Source organism: Nonomuraea sp. NPDC049646, from assembly GCF_044465525.1.
Taxonomy (GTDB): domain Bacteria; phylum Actinomycetota; class Actinomycetes; order Streptosporangiales; family Streptosporangiaceae; genus Nonomuraea.
On record NZ_JBITLU010000010.1, the window covers coordinates 52090 to 77667 of the forward strand.

Annotated in this window: 21 protein-coding genes and 1 pseudogene; 9 read left to right on the plus strand and 13 right to left on the minus strand. The window is 70.9% G+C overall.

Annotated features, from left to right (window positions below; translation table 11 throughout):
- Window positions 1–21: 21 nt before the first annotated feature.
- The 4 genes from ACIBQ8_RS28735 to ACIBQ8_RS28750 are packed head-to-tail and all read right to left on the minus strand — an operon-like array spanning window position 22 to window position 4437.
- Window positions 22–1392: a GH1 family beta-glucosidase gene (locus tag ACIBQ8_RS28735; RefSeq protein ID WP_397193422.1), complete on the minus strand. Its 1371-nt coding sequence runs from the start codon at window positions 1390–1392 to the stop codon at window positions 22–24.
- Window positions 1389–2192, minus strand: a complete 804-nt coding sequence (locus ACIBQ8_RS28740; RefSeq protein ID WP_397169790.1) for a carbohydrate ABC transporter permease — start codon at window positions 2190–2192, stop codon at window positions 1389–1391. Before ACIBQ8_RS28740 ends, ACIBQ8_RS28735 begins: the two co-directional genes overlap by 4 nt.
- Window positions 2189–3148 (minus strand): carbohydrate ABC transporter permease, encoded by a 960-nt coding sequence (locus tag ACIBQ8_RS28745; protein WP_397193423.1) that lies wholly within the window; start codon window positions 3146–3148, stop codon window positions 2189–2191. The genes ACIBQ8_RS28740 and ACIBQ8_RS28745 overlap by 4 nt, the downstream gene beginning before the upstream one ends.
- Complete coding sequence (locus tag ACIBQ8_RS28750; RefSeq protein ID WP_397193424.1) at window positions 3145–4437, minus strand: extracellular solute-binding protein; 1293 nt, start codon at window positions 4435–4437, stop codon at window positions 3145–3147. The genes ACIBQ8_RS28745 and ACIBQ8_RS28750 overlap by 4 nt, the downstream gene beginning before the upstream one ends.
- Window positions 4438–4630: 193 nt before the next feature.
- Here ACIBQ8_RS28750 and ACIBQ8_RS28755 point away from each other — a divergent pair, with 193 nt between their 5' ends.
- On the plus strand, window positions 4631–5593 hold the full coding sequence (locus tag ACIBQ8_RS28755) for an alpha/beta hydrolase-fold protein (RefSeq protein ID WP_397193425.1): 963 nt from the start codon (window positions 4631–4633) through the stop codon (window positions 5591–5593).
- Here ACIBQ8_RS28755 and ACIBQ8_RS28760 read toward each other — a convergent pair.
- Both ACIBQ8_RS28760 and ACIBQ8_RS28765 read right to left on the minus strand, forming a co-directional pair.
- Window positions 5577–6473 (minus strand): serine/threonine-protein kinase, encoded by an 897-nt coding sequence (locus ACIBQ8_RS28760; protein WP_397193426.1) that lies wholly within the window; start codon window positions 6471–6473, stop codon window positions 5577–5579. The two genes, ACIBQ8_RS28755 and ACIBQ8_RS28760, sit on opposite strands and share 17 nt — an antisense overlap.
- A 38-nt stretch (window positions 6474–6511) precedes the next feature.
- Window positions 6512–8335 carry a class I SAM-dependent DNA methyltransferase gene (locus ACIBQ8_RS28765; RefSeq protein WP_397193427.1) on the minus strand — a complete coding sequence of 608 codons (1824 nt, stop codon included), beginning with the start codon at window positions 8333–8335 and terminating at the stop codon, window positions 6512–6514.
- A 75-nt stretch (window positions 8336–8410) separates the two neighbouring features.
- Between ACIBQ8_RS28765 and ACIBQ8_RS28770 the strand changes: the two genes are divergently transcribed.
- On the plus strand, window positions 8411–9181 hold the full coding sequence (locus ACIBQ8_RS28770) for a protein phosphatase 2C domain-containing protein (RefSeq protein ID WP_357970990.1): 771 nt from the start codon (window positions 8411–8413) through the stop codon (window positions 9179–9181).
- Between the two features lie 124 nt (window positions 9182–9305).
- Window positions 9306–10238, plus strand: coding sequence for a CHAP domain-containing protein (locus ACIBQ8_RS28775; RefSeq protein ID WP_397193428.1), 933 nt, complete (start codon window positions 9306–9308; stop codon window positions 10236–10238).
- Between the two features lie 11 nt (window positions 10239–10249).
- On the opposite strand, the gene ACIBQ8_RS28780 is transcribed toward ACIBQ8_RS28775, so the two are convergent.
- Window positions 10250–11302, minus strand: coding sequence for a glucose 1-dehydrogenase (locus tag ACIBQ8_RS28780; RefSeq protein WP_397169778.1), 1053 nt, complete (start codon window positions 11300–11302; stop codon window positions 10250–10252).
- A 127-nt stretch (window positions 11303–11429) separates the two neighbouring features.
- Here ACIBQ8_RS28780 and icmF point away from each other — a divergent pair, with 127 nt between their 5' ends.
- Together icmF and tpx are read left to right on the plus strand one after the other, a co-directional pair.
- A complete protein-coding gene (icmF, locus tag ACIBQ8_RS28785; protein WP_397193429.1) occupies window positions 11430–14636 on the plus strand; it encodes a fused isobutyryl-CoA mutase/GTPase IcmF in 3207 nt (1068 codons plus the stop codon).
- 129 nt (window positions 14637–14765) lie between these two features.
- Window positions 14766–15266 carry a thiol peroxidase gene (gene tpx, locus ACIBQ8_RS28790; RefSeq protein WP_397169775.1) on the plus strand — a complete coding sequence of 167 codons (501 nt, stop codon included), beginning with the start codon at window positions 14766–14768 and terminating at the stop codon, window positions 15264–15266.
- 23 nt (window positions 15267–15289) lie between these two features.
- On the opposite strand, the gene ACIBQ8_RS28795 is transcribed toward tpx, so the two are convergent.
- Both ACIBQ8_RS28795 and ACIBQ8_RS28800 read right to left on the minus strand, forming a co-directional pair.
- Window positions 15290–16189 (minus strand): TIGR03619 family F420-dependent LLM class oxidoreductase, encoded by a 900-nt coding sequence (locus ACIBQ8_RS28795; protein ID WP_397193430.1) that lies wholly within the window; start codon window positions 16187–16189, stop codon window positions 15290–15292.
- 9 nt (window positions 16190–16198) lie between these two features.
- Window positions 16199–17005, minus strand: a complete 807-nt coding sequence (locus ACIBQ8_RS28800) for an SAM-dependent methyltransferase (protein WP_397169771.1) — start codon at window positions 17003–17005, stop codon at window positions 16199–16201.
- Between the two features lie 142 nt (window positions 17006–17147).
- On the opposite strand from ACIBQ8_RS28800, the gene ACIBQ8_RS28805 reads away from it, so the two are divergent.
- On the plus strand, window positions 17148–17873 hold the full coding sequence (locus ACIBQ8_RS28805) for a helical backbone metal receptor (RefSeq protein WP_397193431.1): 726 nt from the start codon (window positions 17148–17150) through the stop codon (window positions 17871–17873).
- Here ACIBQ8_RS28805 and ACIBQ8_RS28810 read toward each other — a convergent pair whose 3' ends face one another.
- The 4 genes from ACIBQ8_RS28810 to ACIBQ8_RS28825 are packed head-to-tail and all read right to left on the minus strand — an operon-like array spanning window position 17874 to window position 22135.
- A complete protein-coding gene (locus ACIBQ8_RS28810) occupies window positions 17874–19019 on the minus strand; it encodes an ROK family transcriptional regulator (protein WP_397193432.1) in 1146 nt (381 codons plus the stop codon).
- Window positions 19020–19021: 2 nt separating this feature from the next.
- Window positions 19022–19867: a carbohydrate ABC transporter permease gene (locus tag ACIBQ8_RS28815; protein WP_397193433.1), complete on the minus strand. Its 846-nt coding sequence runs from the start codon at window positions 19865–19867 to the stop codon at window positions 19022–19024.
- Window positions 19854–20768, minus strand: coding sequence for a carbohydrate ABC transporter permease (locus tag ACIBQ8_RS28820; protein WP_397193434.1), 915 nt, complete (start codon window positions 20766–20768; stop codon window positions 19854–19856). Before ACIBQ8_RS28820 ends, ACIBQ8_RS28815 begins: the two co-directional genes overlap by 14 nt.
- Window positions 20765–22135, minus strand: a complete 1371-nt coding sequence (locus tag ACIBQ8_RS28825) for an ABC transporter substrate-binding protein (protein WP_397169763.1) — start codon at window positions 22133–22135, stop codon at window positions 20765–20767. The genes ACIBQ8_RS28820 and ACIBQ8_RS28825 overlap by 4 nt, the downstream gene beginning before the upstream one ends.
- Window positions 22136–22584: 449 nt before the next feature.
- Here ACIBQ8_RS28825 and ACIBQ8_RS28830 point away from each other — a divergent pair, with 449 nt between their 5' ends.
- The 3 genes and pseudogenes from ACIBQ8_RS28830 to ACIBQ8_RS28840 form a co-directional block, all read left to right on the plus strand.
- Window positions 22585–23619, plus strand: coding sequence for a zinc-binding dehydrogenase (locus ACIBQ8_RS28830; RefSeq protein ID WP_397169761.1), 1035 nt, complete (start codon window positions 22585–22587; stop codon window positions 23617–23619).
- Complete coding sequence (locus tag ACIBQ8_RS28835) at window positions 23616–24401, plus strand: sugar phosphate isomerase/epimerase family protein (protein ID WP_357971002.1); 786 nt, start codon at window positions 23616–23618, stop codon at window positions 24399–24401. Before ACIBQ8_RS28830 ends, ACIBQ8_RS28835 begins: the two co-directional genes overlap by 4 nt.
- Window positions 24398–25576: pseudogene (locus ACIBQ8_RS28840) on the plus strand (MGH1-like glycoside hydrolase domain-containing protein); the annotation flags it as partial. The gene ACIBQ8_RS28835 and the pseudogene ACIBQ8_RS28840, both read left to right, overlap by 4 nt.
- Window positions 25577–25578 lie beyond the last annotated feature (2 nt).

A 25578-nucleotide genomic window follows, 5' to 3' on the forward strand; every position in this document is an offset into this window, starting at 1 on the left:
GAGGGAGAGCACGGAAAAAATCTACAGGCCGTTCCTGCTGATCACGTCGCGGTACCACAGGGCGCTGTCCTTGGGCACCCGGGTCTGCGTCGCGTAGTCCACGTGCACGATGCCGAACCTGCGCCGGTAGCCCTCGGCCCACTCGAAGTTGTCCAGCAGCGACCACACCAGGTAACCGCGCAGGTCGGCGCCCGCCTCGACGGCCCGGTGCAGCTCGCGCAGGTGCCCGTCCAGGTACGCCACGCGCTCGTCGTCGTGCACCCGGCCGTCCTCGACCAGGTCGTCGAAGGCCGCGCCGTTCTCGGTGACCATGAGCCCGACCTGCGGATAGTCCTTCGAGAGCCGGACGAGCAGCCGGGACAGGCCGTCGGGCACGATCGGCCAGCCCATCGCGGTGACCGGGGCGTCGGCCGTGGTGAAGCGCACGCCGTCGGAGCCCGGCCAGGCGGCGTCGGCGGGCAGCCCCGGGCCCGACTCGACCACGCACGGGTTGTAGTAGTTGACGCCGACCAGGTCGATCGGCGCGTTGATCAGCTCCAGGTCGCCGTCGTGGACGTGCGCCGTCCCGCCGTTGCGCGCCGCCGCCGCGAGGACCTCCTCCGGGTACCTGCCGTGGATCGCCGGGTCGAGGAACTGCCTGGTCAGCAGGGCGTGGACGCGTTCGGCGGCGGCCGCGTCCGCCTCGCCGGCGACCGCCGCGGGGTCGTTGACCTGGGCCGGGGTGAGCACCGGCGCGGAGTTGACCACGAGCATGATGCTGCGCGCCCCCGCCGCCCGCAGCCGGCGCGCCGCCAGGCCGTGGCCGAGCAGCAGGTGGTGAGCCGCGCGCATGGCCTGGCCGGGGTCGCGGCGGCCGGGCGCGTGCACGCCGTTGCCGTAGCCGAGGAAGGCCGACACCCAGGGCTCGTTGAGCGTCGCCCAGTGGGTCACCCGGTCGCCGAGCCGGTCGTGCACGGCCTGGGCGTAGTCGGCGAAACGGTAGGCCGTGTCGCGGTTCGTCCAGCCGCCGTGGTCTTCGAGTGCTTGGGGAAGGTCCCAGTGATAAAGCGTGACATAGGGCGAAATTTCGGCGGCTAGTAGTTCATCTACGAGCTTGTCGTAGAAGGCGAGGCCGCGCGGGTTGATCGGCCCCGCACCCTCCGGCTGCACGCGCGGCCAGGCCACCGAGAACCGGTAGGCCCGCAGCCGCAGCTCGCGCATCAGCGCGACGTCGTCCTGGTAGCGGTGGTAGTGGTCGCAGGCCACGTCACCGGTGTCGCCGCCGGCGACCTTCCCGGGGGTGTGGGAGAAGGTGTCCCAGATCGACCGGCCGCGCCCGTCCTCCTTGACCGCCCCCTCGATCTGGTAGGAGGCCGTGGCCGCTCCCCAGACGAATTCCGCGGGAAACTTCATCCCTTAACAGCTCCTTGCATGATTCCACCGATGATTTGCCTGCCGAACAGGGCGAAGACCGCCACGAGCGGCAGGACGCCGACCGCCGTGCCCGCCAGCCCCAGCACGTAGTCGTTGACGTAACCGCTGGCCAGCGTGGACAGAGCCACCTGGACGGTCGGGTTGTCCGGGTTCAGCACGACCAGCGGCCAGAAGTAGTCGTTCCACGCCGACATGAACGTCAGCATGCCGAGCACGGCCGCCGCCGGCCGCGCGGCGGGCAGCACGACGTGCCAGAACAGGCCCCACGTCGTGCACCCGTCCACCCGCCCGGCCTCCAGCAGCTCGTCCGGCAGCGCCCGGGTCAGGTACTGGGTCATGAAGAACACCCCGAACGCGTTGACCAGCGCCGGCACGATCAGCGCGTAGTCCGTGCCGGTCCACTCCAGTTTCACCATGAGCAGGTAGAGCGGGATGATGCCGAGCTGGGCCGGGACCATCATGGTGGCCACGGTGATCACCAGCATGGCGTTCCTGCCCCGGAACCTCAGCTTGGCGAAGGCGAACCCGGCCAGCGTCGAGAAGAACATCACCGCGACCGCGATCGAGCCCGCCACGATGACCGAGTTCAGCAGCGCCAGCCCGAAGGGCACGGTGTCGAACACGCGGGCGACGTTGGCGAAGAAGTTCCCGCCGGGCAGCAGCGGCGGCGGGACCTCGGCCAGCGCCGAGTTGTGCCGCGAGGCAACCACGACGCTGTAGTAGAGCGGGAAGGCGGAGAAGAAGGCGACCGCGACGAGGGTCAGGTAGCGCAGTCTCATGTCGTGCCGCCCTTCACCCGCCGGCTGATCAGGAAGTTGATCCCGGCGGCGACCACCACGACCAGGAACATCAGCCATGACGCCGCCGAGGCGTACCCGAAGTCGAACTTGGTGAAGCCCTGCTCGTAGACGAACAGCGCGAGCGTCTGGTACTGGCGATCCGGGCCGCCGCTGGCCGCGCCGCCGCCCGCGCCGCTGCTCTGGCCGAACAGCAGGGGCTCGGCGATGATCTGCATCGCGCCGATCGTGGAGACGATGACGACGAAGATGATCGTGGGCCGGATCATCGGGATGGTGATCCGGCGCAGCTGGGTGAAGCTGCTCGCGCCGTCGAGGGTGGCGGCCTCGTACAGCTCGCGCGGTACGGCCTGCATGGCGGCCAGGAAGATGAGCGCGTTGTAGCCGGTCCAGCGCCACATGATCATCACGGAGAGGGCGATGTGCGAGGTCGCGGTGCCGGCCGCCCAGTCGATCTTCCCGATGCCGACCCACGACAGCACCCAGTTGATCAGCCCGAAGTCGCGGCCGAAGAGCTGGCTGAAGATCACCACCACGGCCACCACGCTGGTGACGTTGGGCAGCAGCATCGAGATGCGCAGCAACGTCTGGAAGCGCAGCCGCCGGTTCAGCAGGTGGGCCAGCCAGACGGCCAGCAGGAGCTGCGGCACGGTGGACAGCACGCCGATGGACAGCGTGTTGAAGGTGGCGTTCCAGAAGTAGCCGTCGGCCAGCAGCGTCTGGAAGTTCTTGGCGCCGACGAACGTGTGCTCCTCCGACAGCAGGGTCCAGTCGTGCAGGCTCACCCAGGCCGTGTAGACCAGCGGGAACAGCCCGAAGGCGCAGAAGAGCAGGAAGAAGGGGGCGACGTAGGCGTACGGCGACACCCTCACGTCGAGGGTGTGCCGCACGCTACGCCGCCGGTGCTGGGCCGGCGCCGACAGCGGGAGCGTACTCATTTGATCTTCTGGACGTCCTGGAGAACCTGTGCCCACGCCTCGTCGGGCGTCTGCTTGCCCTGCTCGACCCGGCCGAGCCCGTTGCCGATCGCCACCCGGACGTCGGCCTCCTTGGGGCCTAGGTGCTGCGGCTTGAGCGCCTTGGCGGCGTCGGAGTAGATCTTGCCGATGGGGGCGTCGCCGAAGAACGGCTTGGTGAAGTTCTGGATCGAGGGGTCGTCGTACAGCGACGGGATCGACGGGAACGTGCCCTCCTCCTTGAACACCTTGGCCTGGTTCTCCTTGGAGGTCAGGAAGTCGATCAGCTCGGCCGCCTCCTTGGGGTGCTTGCTCTGCTTGGGCACCATGAGATGCGAGCCGCCGCTGTTGCCCGAACCGCCCGGCACGGTCGCGATGTCCCACTTGCCGGAGGCGTCCTTGGCCTGCTCCTGGATGAACCCGGTCATCCAGGCCGGGCAGATGATCGTGGCGAACGAGCCCTTGGCGAAGCCGGTGTTCCACGGCGGGGTGAAGGCGGCCAGCTTGGCGGTCAGGCCCTCCTGGGTGAGCTGGTTGGACAGGTCCCACGCCTTCTTCACGTCGGGGTTGCTGTCCACGATGATCTTGTCCTGGGCGTCGTACAGGCCGACCGGGGCCTGGTTGACCATGGCGCGGAAGATCTCGCCGGGGGAGTCGACGAACTTGGCGCCGGCGACGTCCGCGGCGCCGAACTTCTTGCCGGTCTCGATGTACTGCTCCCAGGTCGGCCAGAGAGCGCTCACCGCGGCCCGGTCGCTCGGCAGCCCGGCCTTCTTGAACAGGTCCTTGCGGTAGCACATGGCCAGGCCGCCGACGTCGGTGCCGAGGCCGAGGAGCTGCTGCCCGTCCTTGCTCAGGCCCTGCTGCCACTTCCAGTCGAGGTAGTCGCCCTGGCGCTTGTCCAGCCCGTACTGCTTGAGGTCGACGAACTTGCCGGGCTGGGAGGTGAACGTGCTGATGTAGCCCACCTCGACGGCCTCGACGTCACCCGCGCCGGCGTTCGTGGCCAGGCGCTTGACCAGGTTGTTGTGGTGGTCGTTGAACTGGGTGACAGCTTCGGTGATCTCGATGTTCGGGTGGGTCTTCTTGTATTCCTCGTAGAGCGGCTTGAAGCCGAAGTCGCCGAAGAGCCCGATGGACAGCTTGATCTTCTCGCCGGGCTTGGCGCTCGCCTCGGTGGTGGGGCCGCCGCCGCCACCGCAGGCGGTCGCCAGCGCGAGCAGGGACGCGGTGAGCACGGGCAGGGCGAGCCGCCGGACACGAGGGGTCATGGAAACCCTCCTGGGGGGAGCTTGGGGGCAGGTGAGAGAGCGCTCTCTCGCCAGATTCGCGGCCGTCACGCCGCCCTGTCAACGGGGTCCGCATAACGATCGGCGTTACCAAGAGAGCGTGTTCAGGGCCGGTCCCGGAGTGGTTGGGGTAGGGTGCTGCAACGTCTCCGACCGGATCGAGGAGCAGCCCGCCTTGACGAGCGACCTTCCGCCCGAGACCCTGCCGGTTCCCCGTCCCGGCGCGGCCGTCACGCCCGTCGTCACCCGGCTCGACGACGAGCACGACGCGGTCACGTTCCTGTGGCGCGGCCCCGCCCGCGAGGTGCGCGTCCTGGCCGGCCGGCTGCGTCCCGACGGCGACGACGCCCTGCTGGAGCGCGAACCGAGCCTGTGGAGCCGTACCTTCCGCGTGCGGCACGGCTGGCGCGCCTCCTACCGCCTCCAGGTTGACGGCGCGCAGCTCGCCGACCCGCTCAACCCCCGCCTGTGGCGGGGCTGCTCGATCGCCGAGACGACCCCGTCGTCACCGTGGCTGGTCCCCGGCCGGCGCCGCCACCGGCTCGTGCGCGAGCGCGCCGGGTTCCGGTACGAGCCCGTCCTCCCGCCGGCCGGCTCGCTGGTCGCGCTCGACGGCGAGGAGTGGACCGGCGACCTGCCCGTCATCCTCGACAACCTCATCGCGGCCGGCCGCATCCCGCCGGTGCGGGCCTGGCTGGTCGAGTCGGGCCCCGAGCGCACGGCCCGGCTCACCTGCGACCCTGCCTTCGTGGACGCCCTGCCCCACGACGGCCGCACCGTGATCGCCGGCCAGAGCCTCGGCGGGCTCACCGCCGTCTACGCCGCCCACCGGCATCCCGGCAGGTTCGCGGCGGCGGTGTCGCAGTCGGGCTCGTTCTGGTGGCCGGACGGCCCCGAGCCCGAATGGCTGACGGGCGAGCTGGCCAGGGGCCCGGCGCCGCGCGTGCACCTCCAGCTCGGCAGCCTGGAGGACGACGACATGCACGGCCCGACCGAGCGGCTGCGGGCCGTCCTCGGCGCGGCGGCGGACTACCGGGAGTTCGAGGGCGGCCACGACCGCTACTGCTGGCGCGACCGCCTGGGGGACGCCCTGATCGCCGCCTTCGCCGGGCTCCCGGGCGCTACGACCGGCGGTTGAGCACGCGGCCCACCATGCGGGCGTACATGCGGCCGGGGCTCGGCGCCTCGGTCAGGAAGCCGGGCAGCATCGGCAGCTCGACGGCGAAGGGGGCCAGCCGCTCGTACAGGTCGTCGGCGTCGGCCGGACGGTTCTCCGGCTGCTTCTCCAGCAGCTCGGCCAGGAGCGCGCCCAGCTCGTCGGGCAGCCCGGGGATGGCCGGAGGGCGCTCCTTGACCTGCTGCTCGAACACCACGTAGTCGGTCGGCCCGGTGAAGAGCTGCCGCCCGGTCAGCATCTCGTGCAGGACGCAGCCGAGGGAGTACAGGTCGCTGCGCGGCTCGGCCACGCCGTGCTGGATCTGCTCGGGGGCCATGTACGCCGGCGTGCCGAGGATCTGGCCGATGCGGGTGAAGGTGGTGACGTCGGCGTCCCGCAGCAGCGCGAGCCCGAAGTCGAGCACCTTGACGCTGCCGTCGGGGCAGAGCATGAGGTTGGTCGGCTTGAGGTCGCGGTGGCAGATCGCCAGGGCGTGGGCCGCCGACAGCACCGCGCACGCCTGGGCCGCGATGGCCGCCGCCCACGGCACCGGCAGCGGGCCGTGCTCGCTGACCACGTCGGCCACGGTGACGCCCTCGATGAACTGCATCACCTGGTAGAGCCGCTGCTCGTGGGTGCCGAAGTCGTAGAGCACGGGCGCGCCCGGGTGCTCCAGCCTGGCCAGGATGCGCGCCTCACGGATGAAGCGGCGTTCCAGCTCGTGGTCGGGGCCGCTCGGCAGCCTGAGCAGCTTCACCGCCACCCTGCGGTCGAGGTGGCGGTCGTGGCCCGCGTAGACCGCGCCCATCCCGCCCTGCCCTAGGGGGAGGTCGTCGAGCTCATAGCGGTCGCCGATGACCATTCGCCCCTCCACGCAGCCTTTCGGGAAAAACTACACCGTCAGGACTGCGGGTGCAGATGGCCGTCGGCCAGCCCGTCGAGGCCGAGCCTGATCAGCGTGCGGCCGAGGGTCGAGGTCTCGCGAAGCGCGTCCTCCAGCACGGCCAGTTGCCTGAACGCCTCCCCGTACGCCTTCTGCTCCTTCAGCGACAGCCGCGGCACGCGGGTGCGGCGCACGTCGAACCTGCTGGACCCGGTGGTCACCCGGCCGCCCGCGGCCCGCAGGAAGCCGGCGAGGAAGTCGGGGTCGAGCCGGCGGGCGTCGACCCGGTAGAGGGTCAGGTGGGGGCCGAGCACCGCGCCGCCGTCGGTGATGACCCGCACCCCGGAGTAGGAGGCCACCACGTCGCCCGGACGGATCACGACCAGGCCCGGCTGCATGGTGGTCAGGCCGGACGGCGCGCCGCCGCGCAGCACGTCGTCGGCCGTGAGCACGGCCACGTCACCCCCGTCGGCGGCCATCTTGGGCGGCGCCTGGGACGTGCTCACCAGGCCCTCCTTGATCAGGTCGCCGAGCGTCGTGGACGGCTGGTCGAGCGGCTGGTCGAGCACCTTCAGATCGGGCGGGACGGCCGCGGCGGCCAGGAACCGGTCGCGGGCCTGCGCGAAGGCCCGGCCCACGTCGTCGCGGCGCTGGTGGCGGGCCGGGGTCATGTCGACCTCGTCGGCCAGCAGGTCGATGATGCGCACGGTCTGGTCGGAGCGGTCGTCGAGGTAGGCCAGCCAGGCGGGCTCGACCGGCGCCAGGTCGGCCGTCGCGTCGAGGATGAGCACCTCGGACGGCGGCCGCTCGCCCGCCTTGGGCCGGCGCAGCAGCCACAGGTCGGAGCCGGGCAGCGCCACCACCGCGCGCAGGGCCCCGGCGCGCAGCAGGTTGGCCCTGATCCGGCGGCCCGCCTTGCGGCTCGCGGCGGCCGGCGGCATGAGCACGGCGACCAGGCCGCCGGGCCGGACGTGGGTGAGGCAGTGCTGGACCCAGGCCAGCTCGGGCTCGCCGCGCGGCGGCAGGCCGTGCTCCCAGCGCGGGTCGCCGGTCAGCTCCTCGTAACCCCAGGCCCGCTCGTTGAACGGCGGATCGCACACCACGGCGTCGGCCTTGACCTCGGGGAAGCCGTCGAGCCGCATGGAGTCGCCGGCCACGATGTCGGCCTGGATGCCGCGCAGCCGCAGCCGGGCGGCGGTGATGGCGGCCGAGGTCTCGCTGAGCTCCTGCCCGAGCACCCGGGCGGGCCGGCCCGGCGGCGGGTCGTCGCCCGCGGCGGGCGCGGGGTCGCCGGCAGCGCCTTCGGACCGTTCCGCCGCGCCGGGCGGCGGCAGGAGCAGGGTGCCGACCCCGCAGGCCGGGTCGAGGACGGTGGCGCCCTCGGCGCGGACGAGCCGCAGCATCAGCTCGGCCACGTCGTGCCGGGTGACCGAGAGCTGGCGGGAGTGGGCCTCCAGGTAACGCTCGCAGAGGAACTCGTAGGCCGTCAGCGCGCCGTGGCGCTCGGCCAGCTCCGACACGAGCCCGGCCAGCTCGGGCTCCAGCTCGCTCTCACCGCTGGTCAGCAACGTTCCAGCCTGGGCGACCAACCGGCCCAGCCGCAGATCGCCGGCGGCTTTCAGGCGTTGCCACACCCGATCTCCCAGCGAGACCTGGTAGGACTTCCCGTAGCGGCGCAGCCAGGACTCGACCTGCCGCAGCGAGAACAGCGGCTGGTTCGCGGTTCCGCCGATCGGCTGGGGGAAGTCGTCGTGGCGGCGGCGCCAGTTGCTCACCGCGGCACGCCCGACACCGGCGAGCCGGGCGATGTCCCCGGCGTTCACGGTCGGGTCGTGGCTCATGAGGCCACAGTAGTTCACAAGAGTCTTCAGCGCATCTGCTTGTGAAGTCTTTCAACCAATGATTTACTGCTGGGTATGAAGCACAACATCCGCTATGCCGCCGGATCAGACGTGGGCCGCCGCAGGGAGCAGAACGAGGATTCCGGCTATGCCAGTGGCCGGTTGCTCGTGGTTGCCGACGGAATGGGCGGGCACGCGGCCGGCGAGCTGGCGAGCTCGGCGGCGATCGCCGTCATGCGCGAGCTGGATGCCACGCTTCCCGAGACGGGCTCGGACCTGGAGGCGGCCCTGGAGGGCGCCGTGCACGAGGCGGCCCGCAGGCTGGTCGAACTGGCCGACATCGACCCCGCCCGCCGGGGGATGGGGACCACGGTGACCGCCATGCTGTGGGACGGCTACCGGTTCGCCCTTGCTCATCTCGGTGACTCCCGCGGATACCTGCTTCGTGACGGTGCGCTCTATCAGATGACCAAGGATCACACACTTGTGCAGTCGATGGTGGACGAAGGGCGGATAACGGAGGATCAAGCCGCCGTGCATCCCCGGCGTTCCATGGTGCTGCGCGTCCTGGGCAGCGAGGGCAGGGCCGAACCGGACATGGCGCTGCGCGAGGCCGAGCCTGACGATCGCTACCTCCTCTGCTCCGACGGGCTCACCACCGTGCTCGGGCCCGAGGTCCTGCACGAGGTGCTGACCACGGTGGCAGACCCCGCGGCGGCCGTCCAGCGGCTCATCGACCTGGCGAACGAGGGCGGCTCGCCCGACAACGTCACCGTGATCGTGGCCGACGTGGTGGCGCCGGGCGCGGGCGAGGTGAGCGTCTACCGGGTCGGCGCCGGGACCTGACGGGCGGCGCACCATCCGTCTCAGTAGTCACATGCGTCCCGATGCCGAAATTTGGGCCCATAAATAGACACTTTCTGAATGATTCGAGCAATTTCGCGATGGCGCTACTACAGTCCATCGTGATTTGTCGGTTTTTCGGGGAGGAGTCACCCTGGACCCGATCGCGGACGCGCTGCTGAAGCAGGTACGGCAGGAACTCGGTTACAAGGAGAAGAGCGGCCAGACCACCAAATTCGGCCAGTGGTACGCGGATCGCGTCCAGGACACCCAGTACCGCGACGCGCCCTGGTGCGACATGTTCATCGCCTGGGCGGCCGACAGGACCGGCCTCGGCCCGTACGTCGGGCAGTTCGCCTGGACGCCGTCCCACGCCGCCTGGTTCATCAAGCAGAAGGCCTGGGCGCAGCGCCCCGAGCCCGGCGCGCTGGTCTTCTTCGACTGGAGCGGCGGGAAGAGCTACAAGGGCGTCGACCACGTCGGGATCGTGGAACGGGTCGAGGGCAAGAAGATCCACACCATCGAGGCCAACGTCGACCGCGTCTGGCTCAAGCGCAAGGTCAGGGACACCGACAAGGTCGTCGGCTACGGCCTTCCCCGGGTCGTCAAGGCCGCGGCCGACCAGGCGACCGAGATCCGGTCGACCGAGCGGCCGTTCGTGCCCGCGCCGCGCACGGACGCGGACCGGTCCTCGCCTCTCGACGTCCTGGGCACGCCGCCGGCGTTGCTGGTCGCCATGGTGCTGGTGACCGTCGTGCTCTCCTTACGCGTGACCGGCCGCCGTCGTGGCGTCCACCGCCGCTTCGGCTGGCTGCGGTTCTGGAACGCGCCAGAGGGCCGCGCCGCCGGGCGGACGAGGGACGACGAGGAGTGGGCGCCGCGCGTGACCGTGCTCACCCCCGCCCCGCCGCCGCGCGAGGCCGCCGGAGTCCGCGTGGGCGCCGCCCCCGCCGCCCCCAGCGCCTCCAGCGCCTCCACCGTGCCCGCGCCGCGCGACGGCCGGACGGGCGCGGGCCCTGTTCCCGCCAACCGCCGCAGGCCCTACGCCCCGAAGAACTGAGCTGGCGGGGATCACGAGGTGAGGTCGAGCACCACCTTGACGTCGCCTGGCTCGTGGACGAAGGCGTCCTTGGCCCGGCTGAGCGGGACGCGCCGGGTGACCAGGCGTTCGAGCCAGCTCCGGTCCGCCTGGGCCAGGGCGGTCGCGGCGTCCCGGAAGTGGCGGAGGTTGGCGTTGACCGTGCCGAAGATCGCGTCGTTCTCCAGGACGATGTCCCGGTTGATCTCGCTGACGTCCAGCCGGTGGGTGCGCCCGCCGGCCCCGAGCCCGGCCAGGCAGACGATCCCCGCCGCGGACGTGCAGGTCAGCGCCTCCATGACGAGCTGCCCCACCCCGGTGCCCTCGATGATGATGTCCGGCTTGGCGTCCATGAAGGCCTCCAGGTCGCTGCCCACGTGGTACGTCGCCCCCAGATCGGCCACCAGCGCGGGCTTGGCCCCGCCCGCCGTCCGGTCCAGGACGTGCACCTCCAGCCCGCGCTGCCGGCCCAGCAGCGCCGCCAGCAGCCCGATCGGCCCCGCGCCGGTCACCAGCACCGTGCGCGGCTCGAACCAGGCGCGCGAGCCGATGCGCTCGATGTGCTCCCACGCCTTGGCCACCACGGACGTCGGCTCGACGAGCATGCCCACGCTCTCCAGCGACGGGTCCAGGCGCACGGCGTACCCGGCCTTGACCGCCCACTGCTCGCTGGCGTAGCCGTCGATCTCCTTGATGCCGCGCTCGGTGTAGCGGCCGTTGCGGCACATGTCGAACTCGCCCCGCGCGCAGGCCCCGCACGGCTCGGGGTCGGGCCGGCGCACCACGCCCACGACCAGGTCGCCGGTGGAGAAGGCGGACCCGTCGGGCACCTGCAGCACCCGGCCGAGCGACTCGTGGCCGATGACCATGCGGCTCCTGCCGGGCGGCGCCCAGCCGTACTCGGCCGCCGCCAGCTCCCTGTCGGTGCCGCACACCCCCAGTGCCAGCCCCTGCACGAGCAGCTCCCCGGGCCCCGGCTCCGGATCGGGCACCTCTTCCACCTCTAGCGTCCCCTGCCGGCCCGGCTCGAATGTCAACGCGCGCATCGGCGTCACCCCCTGGGGCAGTCCTTACCCAGACCGGAAGGAGCTACGAGGACGTCCTACTATCGAAATAGTTGGACGTCCTAGTATCTTCGCAGGAGGGGTCCCCCTCACAAAGGAGTGATCAGGCGTGCACGTTCCGGCGTACCCTGTCCGTTTCGTGACCGCCGCGGCGCTGTTCGACGGCCATGACGCGGCGATCAACATCATGCGGCGCATCCTCCAGACGCAGGGGGCCGAGGTGATCCACCTCGGCCACAACCGGTCCGTGGACGACATCGTCACGGCCGCCGTCCAGGAGGACGTCCAGGGCGTGGCCATCAGCTCCTACCAGGGCGGCCACGTCGAGTTCTTCACCTACCTGGTCGAGCTGCTGCGCGAGCGCGGCGCGGGCCACGTCAAGGTGTACGGCGGCGGTGGCGGCGTGATCGTCCCCGAGGAGATCGAGCTGCTGCACGAGCGGGGCGTCACGCGCATCTTCTCCCCCGAGGACGGCCAGCGGTACGGCCTGCCCGGCATGATCAACAAGCTGATCGAGGAGTGCGACCACGAGCTGGGCGACCCGCCGTCGGTCGAGGCCGTGCTCTCGGGCGACCAGGCGGCGCTGGCCCGCGCGATCACCTTCATGGAGTCCGGCCGCGCCCCCGCCGAGCTGGCCGAGGGGCTGAAGGCGGCGGTCGCCGTCCAGGAGCGTCCGGCGCGGGTGCTCGGCATCACCGGCACGGGCGGTTCGGGCAAGTCCTCGCTCACCGACGAGCTGGTCCGCCGGTTCCGGGTGGACAACGACGACAAGCTGCGCATCGCCATCCTCGCCATCGACCCCACCCGCCGGCGCGGCGGCGGCGCGCTGCTCGGCGACCGCATCAGGATGAACAGCCTGGGCCCCCAGACCTACTTCCGCTCGCTGGCCACCCGCGGGGCCGCCAACGAGGTCCCGGCCTGCCTCGACGACGTGGTCACCGCGTGCCGCGCGGCCGGCTACGACCTGGTGATCGTGGAGACCCCCGGCATCGGCCAGGGCGACGCCGGCATCGTCCCGCACGTCGACGTGCCCATCTACGTCATGACCCCCGAGTTCGGCGCGGCCTCCCAGCTGGAGAAGATCGACATGCTCGACTTCGCCGAGGCCGTCGTCATCAACAAGTACGAGCGCCGCGGCGCCGAGGACGCCCTGCGCGACGTGCGCCGCCAGCTCGTGCGCAACCGGGAGGCGTTCGGTCAGTCGCCCGAGGACATGCCGGTCTTCGGCACCATCGCCGCCCGCTACAACGACGCCGGCGTCACCGCCCTCTACCAGCACCTCAAGGGCCTGCTGCTGGCGGACGTCGGGCCGGGGCTGCTGCCCGTCGTGACCGAGCGCACCTCCAAGGCGGCCGCGGCGATCGTCCCGCCCGCCCGCGCCCGCTACCTGTCCGACATCGCCGACTCCGTCCGGGCCTACCACGCCGAGACGCTGGCCCAGGCGGAGGTCGCGCGCCGCCGTCAGCAGCTCGCCGCCGTGCGGGAGCTCCTGGACGGCGAGGACGCCCGGCTGGCCGGGCTCGCCGAGCAGGCCGAGGGGGAGCTGAGCGAGGAGAGCCGCCGCCTGCTCGACGGCTGGCCCGCGGTCAGGGAGGCGTACCGCAGCGACGAGCTGGTCGTGAAGATCCGCGACCGGGAGATCCACACCCCGCTCTGGCGCGAGACGTTGTCCGGCAACCGCATCCCGCGCGTGGCCCTGCCGCGCTTCAGCGACCACGGCGACCTGCTGCGCTTCCTGCGCTCGGAGAACCTGCCCGGCTCGTTCCCGTTCACCGCCGGGGTGTTCCCCTTCAAGCGCGACGACGAGGACCCGACCAGGATGTTCGCCGGCGAGGGCGACCCGTTCCGCACCAACCGGCGCTTCAAGCTGCTGTCGGAGGGCCAGCCCGCCACCCGGCTGTCCACCGCCTTCGACTCGGTCACCCTGTACGGCCACGACCCCGACCTGCGTCCCGACATCTACGGAAAGGTCGGCACCTCGGGCGTGTCCATCGCCACGCTCGACGACATGAAGGTGCTCTACGACGGGTTCGACCTGGCGGCGCCCAACACGTCGGTGTCCATGACGATCAACGGCCCGGCGCCCACGATCCTGGCCTTCTTCCTCAACGCCGCGCTCGACCAGGCCCTCGACCGCTTCCGCGCCGAGCAGGGCCGCGAGCCCGACGAGCAGGAGGCCCGCGATCTGCGCGCCCGTACGCTGGCCACGCTCAGGGGCACGGTGCAGGCCGACATCCTGAAGGAGGACCAGGGGCAGAACACCTGCATCTTCTCCACCGAGTTCTCGTTGCGGATGATGGCCGACATCCAGGAATGGTTCATCCAGAACGGGGTCAGGAACTTCTACTCGGTCTCCATCTCCGGCTACCACATCGCCGAGGCGGGGGCCAACCCGATCAGCCAGCTCGCGTTCACGCTGGCCAACGGGTTCACGTACGTGGAGGCGTACCTGGCCAGGGGGATGCGGATCGACGACTTCGCGCCGAACCTGTCGTTCTTCTTCTCCAACGGCATGGACCCCGAGTACAGCGTGCTCGGCCGGGTGGCGCGCCGGATCTGGGCGGTGGCCATGCGCGAGCGTTACGGCGCGGCCGAGCGCTCCCAGAAGCTCAAGTACCACATCCAGACCTCGGGCCGGTCGCTGCACGCACAGGAGATGTCCTTCAACGACATCCGCACCACCCTGCAGGCCCTGATCGCCATCTACGACAACTGCAACAGCCTGCACACCAACGCCTTCGACGAGGCCGTCACCACCCCGTCGGCCGACTCGGTGCGCCGGGCGATGGCGATCCAGCTCATCATCAACCGCGAGTGGGGCCTGGCCAGGAACGAGAACCCGCTGCAGGGCTCGTTCATCATCGACGAGCTGACCGACCTGGTCGAGGAGGCCGTGCTGGCCGAGTTCGAGCGGCTGTCGGACCGGGGCGGCGTGCTCGGCGCGATGGAGACCGGCTACCAGCGCGGCAAGATCCAGGACGAGTCGATGCTGTACGAGATGCGCAAGCACGACGGATCCCTGCCGATCATCGGCGTCAACACCTTCCGCAACCCCGGCGCCGAGCAGTCCGACCCGCACAAGCTGGAGCTGGCCAGGGGCACCGAGGAGGAGAAGCAGTCGCAGCTCGACCGCCTGCGCGCCTTCCACGAGCGCAACCGGTCGCAGGCGCCCGCGGAGCTGTCCCGGCTGCGCGAGGTCGCGATGTCCGACGGCAACGCGTTCGCGGTGCTCATGGACGCGGCCCGCGTCTGCTCGCTCGGCCAGATCACCGAGGCCCTGTTCGAGGCCGGCGGCCAGTACCGGCGCAACGTCTAGCCGCAGGCGGCGAACCACGGCCCGCAGGCGGCGACAGCCGCCTGCGGGCCGTCCCCGAGCCGCTACGGCGTGGGGGAGATCGCGCCGCTAGGATCGCTGGTCGGGGAACATCGCTATCAGGAGGCTTTCATGTCCGACGTCACTTTCAAGGGCAACCCGATCACCGTGGGCGGCGCCTTCCCGAAGCCCGGCGACGCCGCGCCCGCCTTCAAGCTGGTCGGCACCGACCTGGCCGACCGCACGCTGGCCGACTTCGCCGGCAAGACCAAGGTGCTCAACATCTTCCCGAGCGTCGACACCGGCGTCTGCGCGGCCTCCGTGCGCCGCTTCAACCAGGTCGCGTCCGAGCACCCCGACGCGGTCGTGCTCTGCGTCTCGGCCGACCTGCCCTTCGCCCAGAACCGGTTCTGCGGCGCCGAGGGCCTGGACAAGGTGACCATGCTGTCGCTCATGCGCGGGCGCGAGTTCCTCGCCGACTACGGCGTGGCCCAGGAGTCGGGCCCGCTGGCCGGTCTGGCCGCGCGCGCGGTCGTCGTGATCGACGGCGACGACAACGTGGTCTACTCCGAGCTGGTGCCCGAGATCACCCAGGAGCCCGACTACGAGGGCGCGCTGTCCGCGCTCAAGTAACCCGCGCTCAGGCAGCCCCGCGCTCAGGCGGCGCCGAGGCGCTCACGGAAGTCGGCGGCCAGCTCCAGCAGGTGGTCGTCGTTCGCGGCGGTGTGCTGGAGGTCCAGGATGACCTCGTGGACCCCGGCCTCCGCCGCCTGCGACAGGTACGCCGCGATCTCGGCGACCGTGCCGCTGCGCGGCGGGACGCCGTCGCCGGTGATCACCGGGTTGGCGCGCAGGATCATGCGCAGGGCGCCGGGGTCGCGTCCGGCCTGCTCGGCGCTCTTCCTGACCGTCTCCCACATCGACAGGAGCACGGGCACGGGCAGCGTGGCCGTCAGCCAGCCGTCGCCCCTGCGCCCGATCCGGCGCAACGCCTCCGGGGCGAACCCGGCCAGCAGCAGCGGCGGGCGGCGGGCCGGCTTGGGGTCGATGTGGCTGGGCGCGATCGTCCACAGCTCGTGCTCGAACGTCACGGGGTCCGCGCCCCAGATCGCCTCCAGGGCGTCGAGGGTGGCCTCGTAACGTTCGGCCCGGCCCTTCCAGGGCACGCCCACGGCGGCGTACTCGTCGGAGGACCAGCCGAGGCCGAGGCCCGCCGCCAGCCGGCCGCCGCTCAGGTGGTCGATCGTGGTGAGCGAGCGGGCCAGCACCGGCGGGGGGTACCAGCAGGCGTTGAGCGCGCTGGTGCCCAGCCGGGCCGACGAGGTCACGGACGCGGCCACCGCCAGCACCGCGAACGGGTCGAGGAACACCCGATGGGCCTCAGGCACGCTGCCGTCGCCCCCGGGATAGCGGTCCTTGGGCCGCAGCGGCGTCAGCAGCCGGTCGCCCGCCCACAGGCTCGCGAACCCCATCGCCTCGGCCTCGCGGGCCACCCGCGTCACGCTGCCCAGCGCGGCGAACCTGCCGTACTGGGGGACGGCGAGGCCGAGGTCCATGGGCGCGTCCTAGACCTTCCTGGCCACGCCGCACACGATGAGCGACGACTCGGGACGGTCCATGAAGTCGATCGTGTCCGCCTGGTCGGGATGCCATTCGGGCAGCCACACCAGACCGGGCTCCACCAGCTCGAACCCCTCGAACAGCTCCCTGATCCTGGCCCGGCTGCGCAGCGCCAGCCGCGCGGTGGCGTTGCGGTAGACCTCGGTGCCCGTGCTGACCGCGTCGGGACGGGCGTCGCTGGTGCCGTGGGACATGACCAGGTAGCTACCCGGCGCCATGGCCTCACGCAGGGTCTTCAGGATCCGCTCCGGATCGTCGGACTCCTCGATGAAGTGCATGATCGCCACCAGCAGCACGGCGACCGGCCGGCTGAAGTCGATGGTCCGCAGCACCTCAGGGTCGCGCAGGATGTCGCCCGGGTTGCGCAGGTCGCCCTCGACCACCGTGGTGTCCTCGCCGTGGCCGGTGAGCAGCGCCCTGGCGTGCACCAGCACCACGGGGTCACGGTCGACGTAGACGACGCGGGAGCCCGGAGCGACCTTGGCGGCCACCTCGTGCACGTTCCCCTGGGTCGGCAGCCCCGTGCCGATGTCGAGGAACTGCCTGATCCCGGACTCGGCGAGGTGGCGTACGGCGCGGCCGAGGAAGGCGCGGTTGGCCCGCGCCGCCGCCCGTACCTCGGGCGCCACCGTGAGGATGCGCTCGGCCGCCTCGCGGTCGACCGGGAAGTGATCCTTGCCGCCGAGGTAGTAGTCGTAGAGCCGTGCCACGTTCGGCGTGTTCGGATCGAAATCCGATGCCTCGTGCTCCAACCGTCGAGCCCCCGATCACAGAGTTTTAACGATCTTTACCGGGATTCTACGGATCTATACCGACATAAGAGTGGTGCTACGCATATTTCAGGAAAACGCAACCTAAGGTGGTGCCGTGGTCCACGATGACACAGGGGTCCCTGTGGGGGTACCCCAGACCGTCCGGCGGATCGTGTCGCTGGTGCCGTCGCTGACTGAGTCGGTGGCGGCGACCGTCCCGGAGGCGCTGGTCGGGGCGACGGACTGGTGCACGCACCCGGCCGATCTGGACGTGGCCCGGGTCAGGGGCACCAAGAACCCCGACCTCGACGCCGTCCTGCGCCTGCGCCCGGACGTCGTCCTGGCCAACGCCGAGGAGAACCGCGCGCCCGACGTCGAGGCCCTGCGCGAGGCGGGCGTGGCGGTGTGGGTGACCAGGATCGAGACGCTGGAGCAGGCGTTCGCCTCGCTGGAGCGCATGTTCGCGCACGCCTGCCGTACCGGCTGCCCGGACTGGCTGGCGGAGGCCCGCCAGGCGTGGGGAGCCCCAGCGCCCGGCCCGCGCCGCACCGCGATCGTGCCGATCTGGCGCCGCCCCTGGATGGTCGTGGGCCGCGACACCTTCACCGGGGACGTGCTGCGGCACCTCGGCGTGGACAACCTGTACGCCGCCCACCCCGACCGCTACCCGAAGATCCCCCTGCCCGAGCTGACCGGCCACCGCCCCGACCTGGTCGTGCTGCCCGACGAGCCCTACGCCTTCAGCGCGGACGACGGCCCCGAGGCGTTCCCCGGCCTGGCCTGCGCGCTGGTCAGCGGCCGCCTGCTGACCTGGTACGGCCCCTCGCTCACCGAGGCCGCCACCGCCCTGCCGCGCGCGCTGGCCTGATCAGCCGACGGCGGCCAGCGCGCCGTCCACGGCCGCGGGGGAGAGCACGTGCTCCATCACGATCACCGCCATGCCCACGATCCCGGCCCGGTCGCCGAGCCTGCTGGTGACGATCTCCAGGTTGCGCGTCGTGTACGGCAGGCTCCGCCGGTAGACGATCTCCCTTATCCCGGTCAGGTAGTGCTCCTCCGTCTCGGCCATGTCCCCGGTCAGCACCAGCACGCCGGGGTTGAGCAGGCTGACCGCGGTGGCCAGCACCACGCCCAGCGTGCGGCCCGCCTCCTGGACGCCTGCGATCGCCGCCGGGTCGCCGGCCTGCACCAGGCGCACGACGTCGCGGCTGGTCTCCCGGCCGAGGTCGGCCGCGAGCGCGTGCCCGCTGGCCAGGGAGGCCACGCAGCCGCGGGAGCCGCAGGTGCACACCCGGTCGTCGGTCTCCCGGATGCGGACGTGCCCGATGTTGCCCGCGGCCTCCTCGACGCCCCGGTAGATCCGCCCGTCGAGGACGATGCCGGTGCCGATGCCGGTGGACACCTTGACCAGGATCAGCGACTCGGTCTCCCGCCAGGACGACCACCACTCGCCGAGCGCCATCGCGTTGGCGTCGTTCTCGACCAGCACGGGCACGTCGTACGCGCGCCCGACGGCCTCCCTGATCGGGTGGTCGTCCCAGCCGGGCATCAGGAACGACCTGATCACCCGTCCGCCGGTGTGGTCGACCGAGCCGGGCAGGTCGAGCCCGATGCCGCACACGTCGCCCGCCGGCCGCCCGGCCCTGTCCAGCAGGCGCTGGAACGCCTCGCGCACCCACGTCAGCACCGGCTCGGGCCCGCGGTCGATGCGCATCTCGGCGCGTTCCTCGGCCATCGGACGGGCGGCCAGGTCGGTGAGCGCCACCCTGGCGTGGGTGGCGCCCAGGTCGGCCACGAGGATCAGCCGCCGGGCGGCGTCGATGTCGAGCACCGAGGGCGGCCGGCCGCCGCCCGAGGCGCCGACGCCGGACTCGTGCAGGTAGCCGGCGGCGATGAGCCGGTCGACCCGGTCGGTGACGGTCGACCGGGACAGGCCGGTGAACTCGATCAGATCCTTGCGGGTACGGCAGGAGCCATCGCGGATGAGCTGGAGGACCTGCCCTGCCGTCAGCATGTCTATCCCTTCTCCGCTCCCGCCGTGAGGCCCTCCGTCAGCAGGCGTTCGCTGGCGAAGAACACGATCACGATGGGCAGCGTCAGCACCACGGATCCTGCCATCAGCACCGTCGTGGGGATCTCTATGCTCCCCGCCAGCTGAGAGAGCCCCAGGGAGACCGTCCAGCTCTCCCGCCGCTCCACGAGGAACAGCAGGGCGAACAGGAACTCGTTCCACGCGATCATGAACGCGTAGAGGCCGGTTGCCATGAGCGCGGGCTTGGACAGTGGCAGCACCACCCGCCAGATGGTCGACAGCCGCGAGCAGCCGTCGATCGCGGCCGCCTCCTCCACGCTCTGCGGCACGGTCTCGAAGTAGTTGCGCAGCATGTATACCGTGACGGGCACGGTTTGCGCGATATAAACCAGGATCAGTCCGACCAGAGATCCCCTGAGACCCAGCATGGTGAACAGCACGAACAGGGGGATGGCCAGCACGATCGCCGGGAACAGGTAGACGGCGAGGAACAGGAAGTGCACCTGCCGCCGGCCGAAGAAGCGCAGCCGCGCGACGGCGTAGGCGCCCGGGATCGAGATCAGCAGCGTGGCGGCCACCGAGGCGACCGCCACGACCGCGCTGTTCCTGATGAACGTGAGGAACCCCTGCGTGGTCAGCACGTTCACGTACGTGTCGAGGGTGAAGTGCCGCGGCCACACCGAGCCCGGCTCCAGGACGAGCTCCTGGATGTCCCGTACGGACAGCGTCACCATGTACAGGAACGGCACCCCGGTGACGGCGAAGAGGAACACGATAACCACGGGCCGCAGCGCCGCGAACAGCGCGCGCTCGAACCTATCCCTGCTCACGGTCGCCTCCCGAGAAGAAGCGCAGGTACACGGCCAGGAGGACGACGAGGACGACGGCCAGGACGATCGCCTGCGCGGCCGAGGCGCCGATGTCGTCGCGGCCGGTCAGGAAGTTGTAGACGCGCACGCTGACCACCTCGGTGCCGGCGCCGCCGCCGGTCAGCAGGTAGACGTCGTCGAACTTGGTGAAGGTGAACACGAACCGCAGCACCGCCAGCAGCGCCACGATGCGCCAGAGCTGCGGCATGATCACGTGCCGGAAGCGCTGGGTGGGGGTGGCGCCGTCCACGACCGCGGCCTCCTCCAGCTCGGCCGGCAGCGCCTGCAGCCGGGCCAGGATGAACAGGAACGCGAACGGGAAGTACCGCCACGCCTCGAACGCGATCACCGTGAGCAGCGCGACCGGCACCTTCAGCCCAAGAAGGTTGCCCTGGGCCTGGGTGAGGAAGGCGATCGGCTCCTTCAGCCAGGTGTTCACGATGCCGTACTGGGGGTTCAGCATGGTCTCCCACAGGAAGGCCACGGCCACCACCGGCGCCACGTACGGGATCAGGATCGAGGCCCTGACCAGCGTGCGGCCGGGGAACCTGCGGCGCAGGGCGAGCGCGGTCACCAGGCCGATCGCGATCGACAGCGCCGTGCCGGCCACCGTGTAGACCAGGGTGTTGAGCAGCGACGCCCAGAAGCCCGGCTCGGAGATCACGTACGTGAAGTTCTCCAGCGTGTAGTGCCCGAAGACGCCCGCCCGGCGGATGTTGATCAGCCGGACGTCCTGGAAGGCCAGCATGATCGCCCACAGCAGCGGCAGCACCACCACGACCAGCGTGATGACCAGCGTGGGCGAGATCAGCGCCAGCCCGGCCCGCCCCTCCCGCTGCCGCAGGGTGCGGGGTGCGCTCATTGCCGGATCCCGCGCTTGATGGTCTCCACGTCCTTCTTGGCCTGGGCGGCGGCGGCCTGCGGGGTCAGCGAGCCGTCGGCCACCTGGCTGAGGGCCTTGGGCACGGGCAGCTCGCCCATCGTGGCGCCGACCAGCTTGCCCTGGCCCTGCGGGATGCCCCAGCGGGCGAAGGTGTCGGGGCTGCGGCGCAGCGCGTCGAGCACGTCGGCCGGGTAGACCTCCGACAGCGGCTTCTTGACGTCCACGCCCGCGGGCAGCTTCTTCCACTTGTCGGCGAAGCCCTTGCGGGTGGGGAACTTGCCCTCGGGGGCCATCCCGATCCAGCGCTCGTAGCCCTCGTCCATCATGTACTTGACGAACGTGGCGGCCGGGTCGGCGGCGGCGCCGCGCAGCACCGCCCAGGAGACGATCTCGCCGTACTGGGCGGGCGCGCTCGCGCCGGGGCCCTTGAGCGCGGTGACCACGCCGGTGTTCCGCGCCAGCCACTCGGGGTCGCCGCGGCACTCGGCGCAGCTCGGCAGCGCGTCCTTACGCAGCCCCGCCAGCTCGTCGAGGATGAACGACGACCAGATCATCATGGCCGCCTTCCCGGAGAAGTACGTGGCCCTGGTGGAGTCGACGTCCTGTTTGCCCTTGACCGAGTAGTTCTTCGCCAGTTTCGCGTAGAAGTCGAAGGCTTTCACACACTGTGGGCTGTCTAGCGCGACATTTCCGGAATTGTCGACTAGTTGGCAGCCGTTCGCCAGCGCCACGTGCTCGAAGCTCTGCGCGGTGAAGGAGTCCTTGGGCGCGATCGCCAGCGTGATGCCCGCCACCCCACCCGCGTTCAGCTTCGCCGCCGCCGCCTCCAGCGCCTCGTAGGTGTCCGGCGGCGCCAGCCCGGCCTTGTCGAACAGGTCCTTGCGGTAGAGCAGGAGCTGCGCCCAGCCGTCGCTGGGCACGGCCAGCAGCCTGCCGCCCGAGGAGTCCAGTTCGAGCGCGCGCGGCGAGAAGGAGTCCCTGCCGAGCCCGTCCACGATCCGGCCCGGCGTCTCGGTGTCCAGCAGGTCGTTGGCCTCCAGTTCGCGGACGGAGGCCAGCGGCAGCGCGCCGATGACGTCGGGGAGGTCGTCCGCGGCGGCGGCCGCCGTCACGGTCTGGCTGAACTGGTCCTCCCCGACGCCGACCAGCTTCACCTTGATCCCGGTCTTCCTGGTGAACTCGGCGATGATCTGGTTCTGCACGGCCATCCGGTCGCCGAGGTTCTCCTCGGTCCAGACGGTGATCTGCTTCGGGCCGGACTGCTGCTCGCCGCCGTCGCCGCAGGCCGTGAGGGCGGCCGAGGCCAGCAGTGCGACGGAGAGGACGGCGGTGACCCTGTTCGGCATGGCGCGCTCCTCTGGTTGGGGATATGCCGCACTTACCCGTAGAAAAGGGGCAGGCACCTGGCGTAGGCGAGAACGAGACCGGTCCGTACCCTCGCCGTGCCGCCGCCGCACGTCATCAGGGCCTTCGGTAAAAGGTTGGTCGGCTTTGCGGCAAATCTTTCCCAGAACCGATCACGGACGCCCACCTCGAAACGATCTGGTCTGATGTCATTTCGGTCATCCGGCTGCTGCCCGGACAAGCACTTCCGGCGCTTCCGGAACAGGTGGCCAGACAGGGCGTGACATGTCGGTAAGGTCTCTTTCCAGAACGCGCCCTACCGGAAACCTGGATTCCATCGGCCGCGATCGACGGAAGTCGTAGACTTACGAGTGTTTCGAGCGCAACTATGGTGTGCAAACAAACACTAAATCTCCGACTTTTGTTTGATCAAGAAGCGTAAGTGTGGGGTATGCGCGTCATCACCTTCCAAGAGCCAGGCCGTGTCAGCGTCAGCCTGGAATCGCCCGCCGAACTCGTGCCGGGCTCCGTCCGGGTGCGGACCCTCTATTCCGGGGTCTCCGCGGGCACCGAGCTGACCGCATATCGCGGCACCAATCCCTACCTCACCCGCAAGTGGGACACCGAGCGCCGGCTCTTCCTCGAAGGCCAGACGCACGCCTACCCCCTGTCCGGCTGGGGCTACCAGGAGGTCGGCGAGGTGGTGGAGGCGGCCCCCGACGTCGCCGAGCCGCCCGTCGGCAGCCTCGTGTGGGGCATCTGGGGCCACCGCGCGGAGGCCGTCGTCCCCGCCGAGAAGCTGGCCGGGCACATCCTGCCGCCGGGTGCCGACCCCGTCGCGGGCGTCTTCGCCCGGGTCGGCGCCATCGCGCTCAACGCCGTCCACGCCGCCGACGTGCACCTGGGCGACCAGATCGCGATCTTCGGCCAGGGCGTCATCGGCCTGCTCGCCACCCGCATGGCGGTGCTCAGCGGCGCCCGGGTGGTGGCCGCCGACGCCATCCCCGACCGGCTCGAACTCGCCAGGAAGTTCGGCGCGGCCGAGACGTTCGACGTGCGGTCGGGCTCGGTCGCCGAGTTCCTGCGCAAGCGCATCGAGGGCGCCGACACCGCGATCGAGCTCAGCGGCAGCCACCTGGGCCTGCAGGAGGCCATCAGGAGCGTGCGCAAGGGCGGCCGGGTCGTGGCGGCCGGCTTCTACCAGGGCGACGGCATCGGGCTGCGCCTGGGCGAGGAGTTCCACCACAACCAGGTGCAGCTCGTCTCCTCCCAGATCGGCGGCGTCGCCTCCTGGCTGGCCCACCGCTGGGACGTCGAACGCCTCCAGCGCACGTTCATGGAGCTCGTCCACCGGGGCGAGGTCGAGGTCGGCGACCTGGTCACCCACCTGGTGCCGGTCGAGCAGGCGGCCGAGGCGTTCGACCTGATCGACAAGCACCAGTCCGAGGTGCTCCAGCTCGTCTTCACCTTCGAGGAGTCACGATGAAGCTCGCCGCCCAGGAGCAGCTTCTGCCCGGCCGCAGCCTGCAGGAGAAGTTCGCCTTCGCGGTGGAGGCCGGGTTCGACGCGATCGAGCTGAGAGGCAAGGGCGACTTCCACTTCGCCGGCCGGCTGACCGAGCTGAAGCGGGCGCTGGCCGACGGCGTCGTGATGCCGACGGTGTGCGTCGAGATGCCGCACTTCATCGGCGACTTCGACCCGGCCAAGCGCAAGGACGCCATCCAGCAGCTCAGGTCGCAGCTCACGGTGATCGCCGAGCTGGGCGGCATCGGCGTCATGACCCCGGCCTCGTGGGGCCAGTTCTCGCTCCGGCTGCCGCCGTTCGAGCCGCCGCGCACCGCCGCCGACGACCGCGAGGTGCTGGCCGAGGCGCTCGGCATCCTCGGCGAGCACGCCCAGCGCAACGGCGTGCTGATCATGCTCGAACCCCTCAACCGGTACGAGAACCACATGGTCAACACGCTGGCCGACGCGGTCTCGTACTGCTCGATGGACTCGATCAGGATCGTCGGCGACACCTACCACATGAACATCGAGGAGGACGACCCCTGCCGGGCCCTGGCGGAGGCGGCCCCGTACATCGCGCACATGCAGATCAGCGAGTCCAACAGGAACCAGCCCGGCACCGGTCACCTCGACTGGGGCGCCCAGCTCGCCACGCTCGACGCCGTCGGCTTCGACGGCTACCTCGCCCTCGAATGCCGGCTGCGGGGCGAACCCGAGATCGTGCTCCCGCAGACGGCGGCCTTCATCAGGAAATTCCTATGATCCTTCGCGACGCCGTACGCGTGCTCGTCGCCAACTGGGACGGCAGCCACACGGTCCCCTCCCGTCGCCTGTACCCCCACCAGTGGAGCTGGGACTCCGCCTTCATCGCGATCGGCAACGCCCGCTGGTCGCCGCGGCGGGCCAGGGTGGAGCTGCTGTCGCTGTTCGGCGCCCAGTGGGCCGACGGCCGGGTGCCGCACATCGTGTTCAACCCCGTCGTGCCCGAGGGCGCCTACTTCCCCGGCCCGCAGTTCTGGGGCGCCCGCGCGCCGTCCGGCTCGGCGACCTCGGGCATCGTGCAGCCGCCCGTGCACGCGCTGGCGGCCTGGAAGGTGCACCAGGCCGAGCCCGACCCGGCGTTCCTGGCCAGGATCTACCCCAAGCTCGTCGCCCAGCAGGAGTTCCTGCGCGCCTCCCGCCGCTCGCCCGAGGGCCTGATCTCGATCGTCCACCCGTGGGAGTCGGGCATGGACAACAGCCCGGCCTGGGACCTTCCGCTGCGGGCGGTCGAGACCGGCGCGACGGGCTTCGTCCGCCGCGACCTCAACACCGTCAGCGCCGACGAGCGCCCCACCGACCGCGACTACGAGCGGTACGTCGCCCTCGCCGCCGCCTACCGCGACAGCGGCTACCAGCGGGCCGGCTCGTTCGAGATCGAGGACCCGCTGTTCAACGCCGCGTACGGCGTGGCCGAGTCGGCGCTCGCCGAGATCGCCGAGGTGTGCGGCCACGACCCCGCGCCCCACCGGCGCGAGGCCGCCGCCGTCACCGCCGCCATGATCGACCACCTCTACCAGGACGGCCACTTCCGCCCTCGCGACCTGCGCACCGGCCGGCTGATCCGCTCGGGCAGCGCCGCCGGCCTGGTGCCGCTCATGCTGCCGGGCCTGCCGCCGGAGATCGCCGAGGCGCTGATCGGCACGGCCCTCGACAAGTTCTCCCTCAAGGACGGCGTGCTGCCCAGCCACGCCCCGGCCACGGCCGAGTTCGACCCGGCCCGCTACTGGCGCGGGCCGAGCTGGATCAACCTGACCTGGCTGGTCTGGCAGGGGCTCAGGGACCGCCGTCCCGACCTGGCCGACCTGCTGGCCGAGGGCATGATCCACGCCGTCGCCCACTCCGGCTTCCGCGAGTACTTCAACCCCTTCACGCTGCGCGGCCACGGGTGCCGGGACTT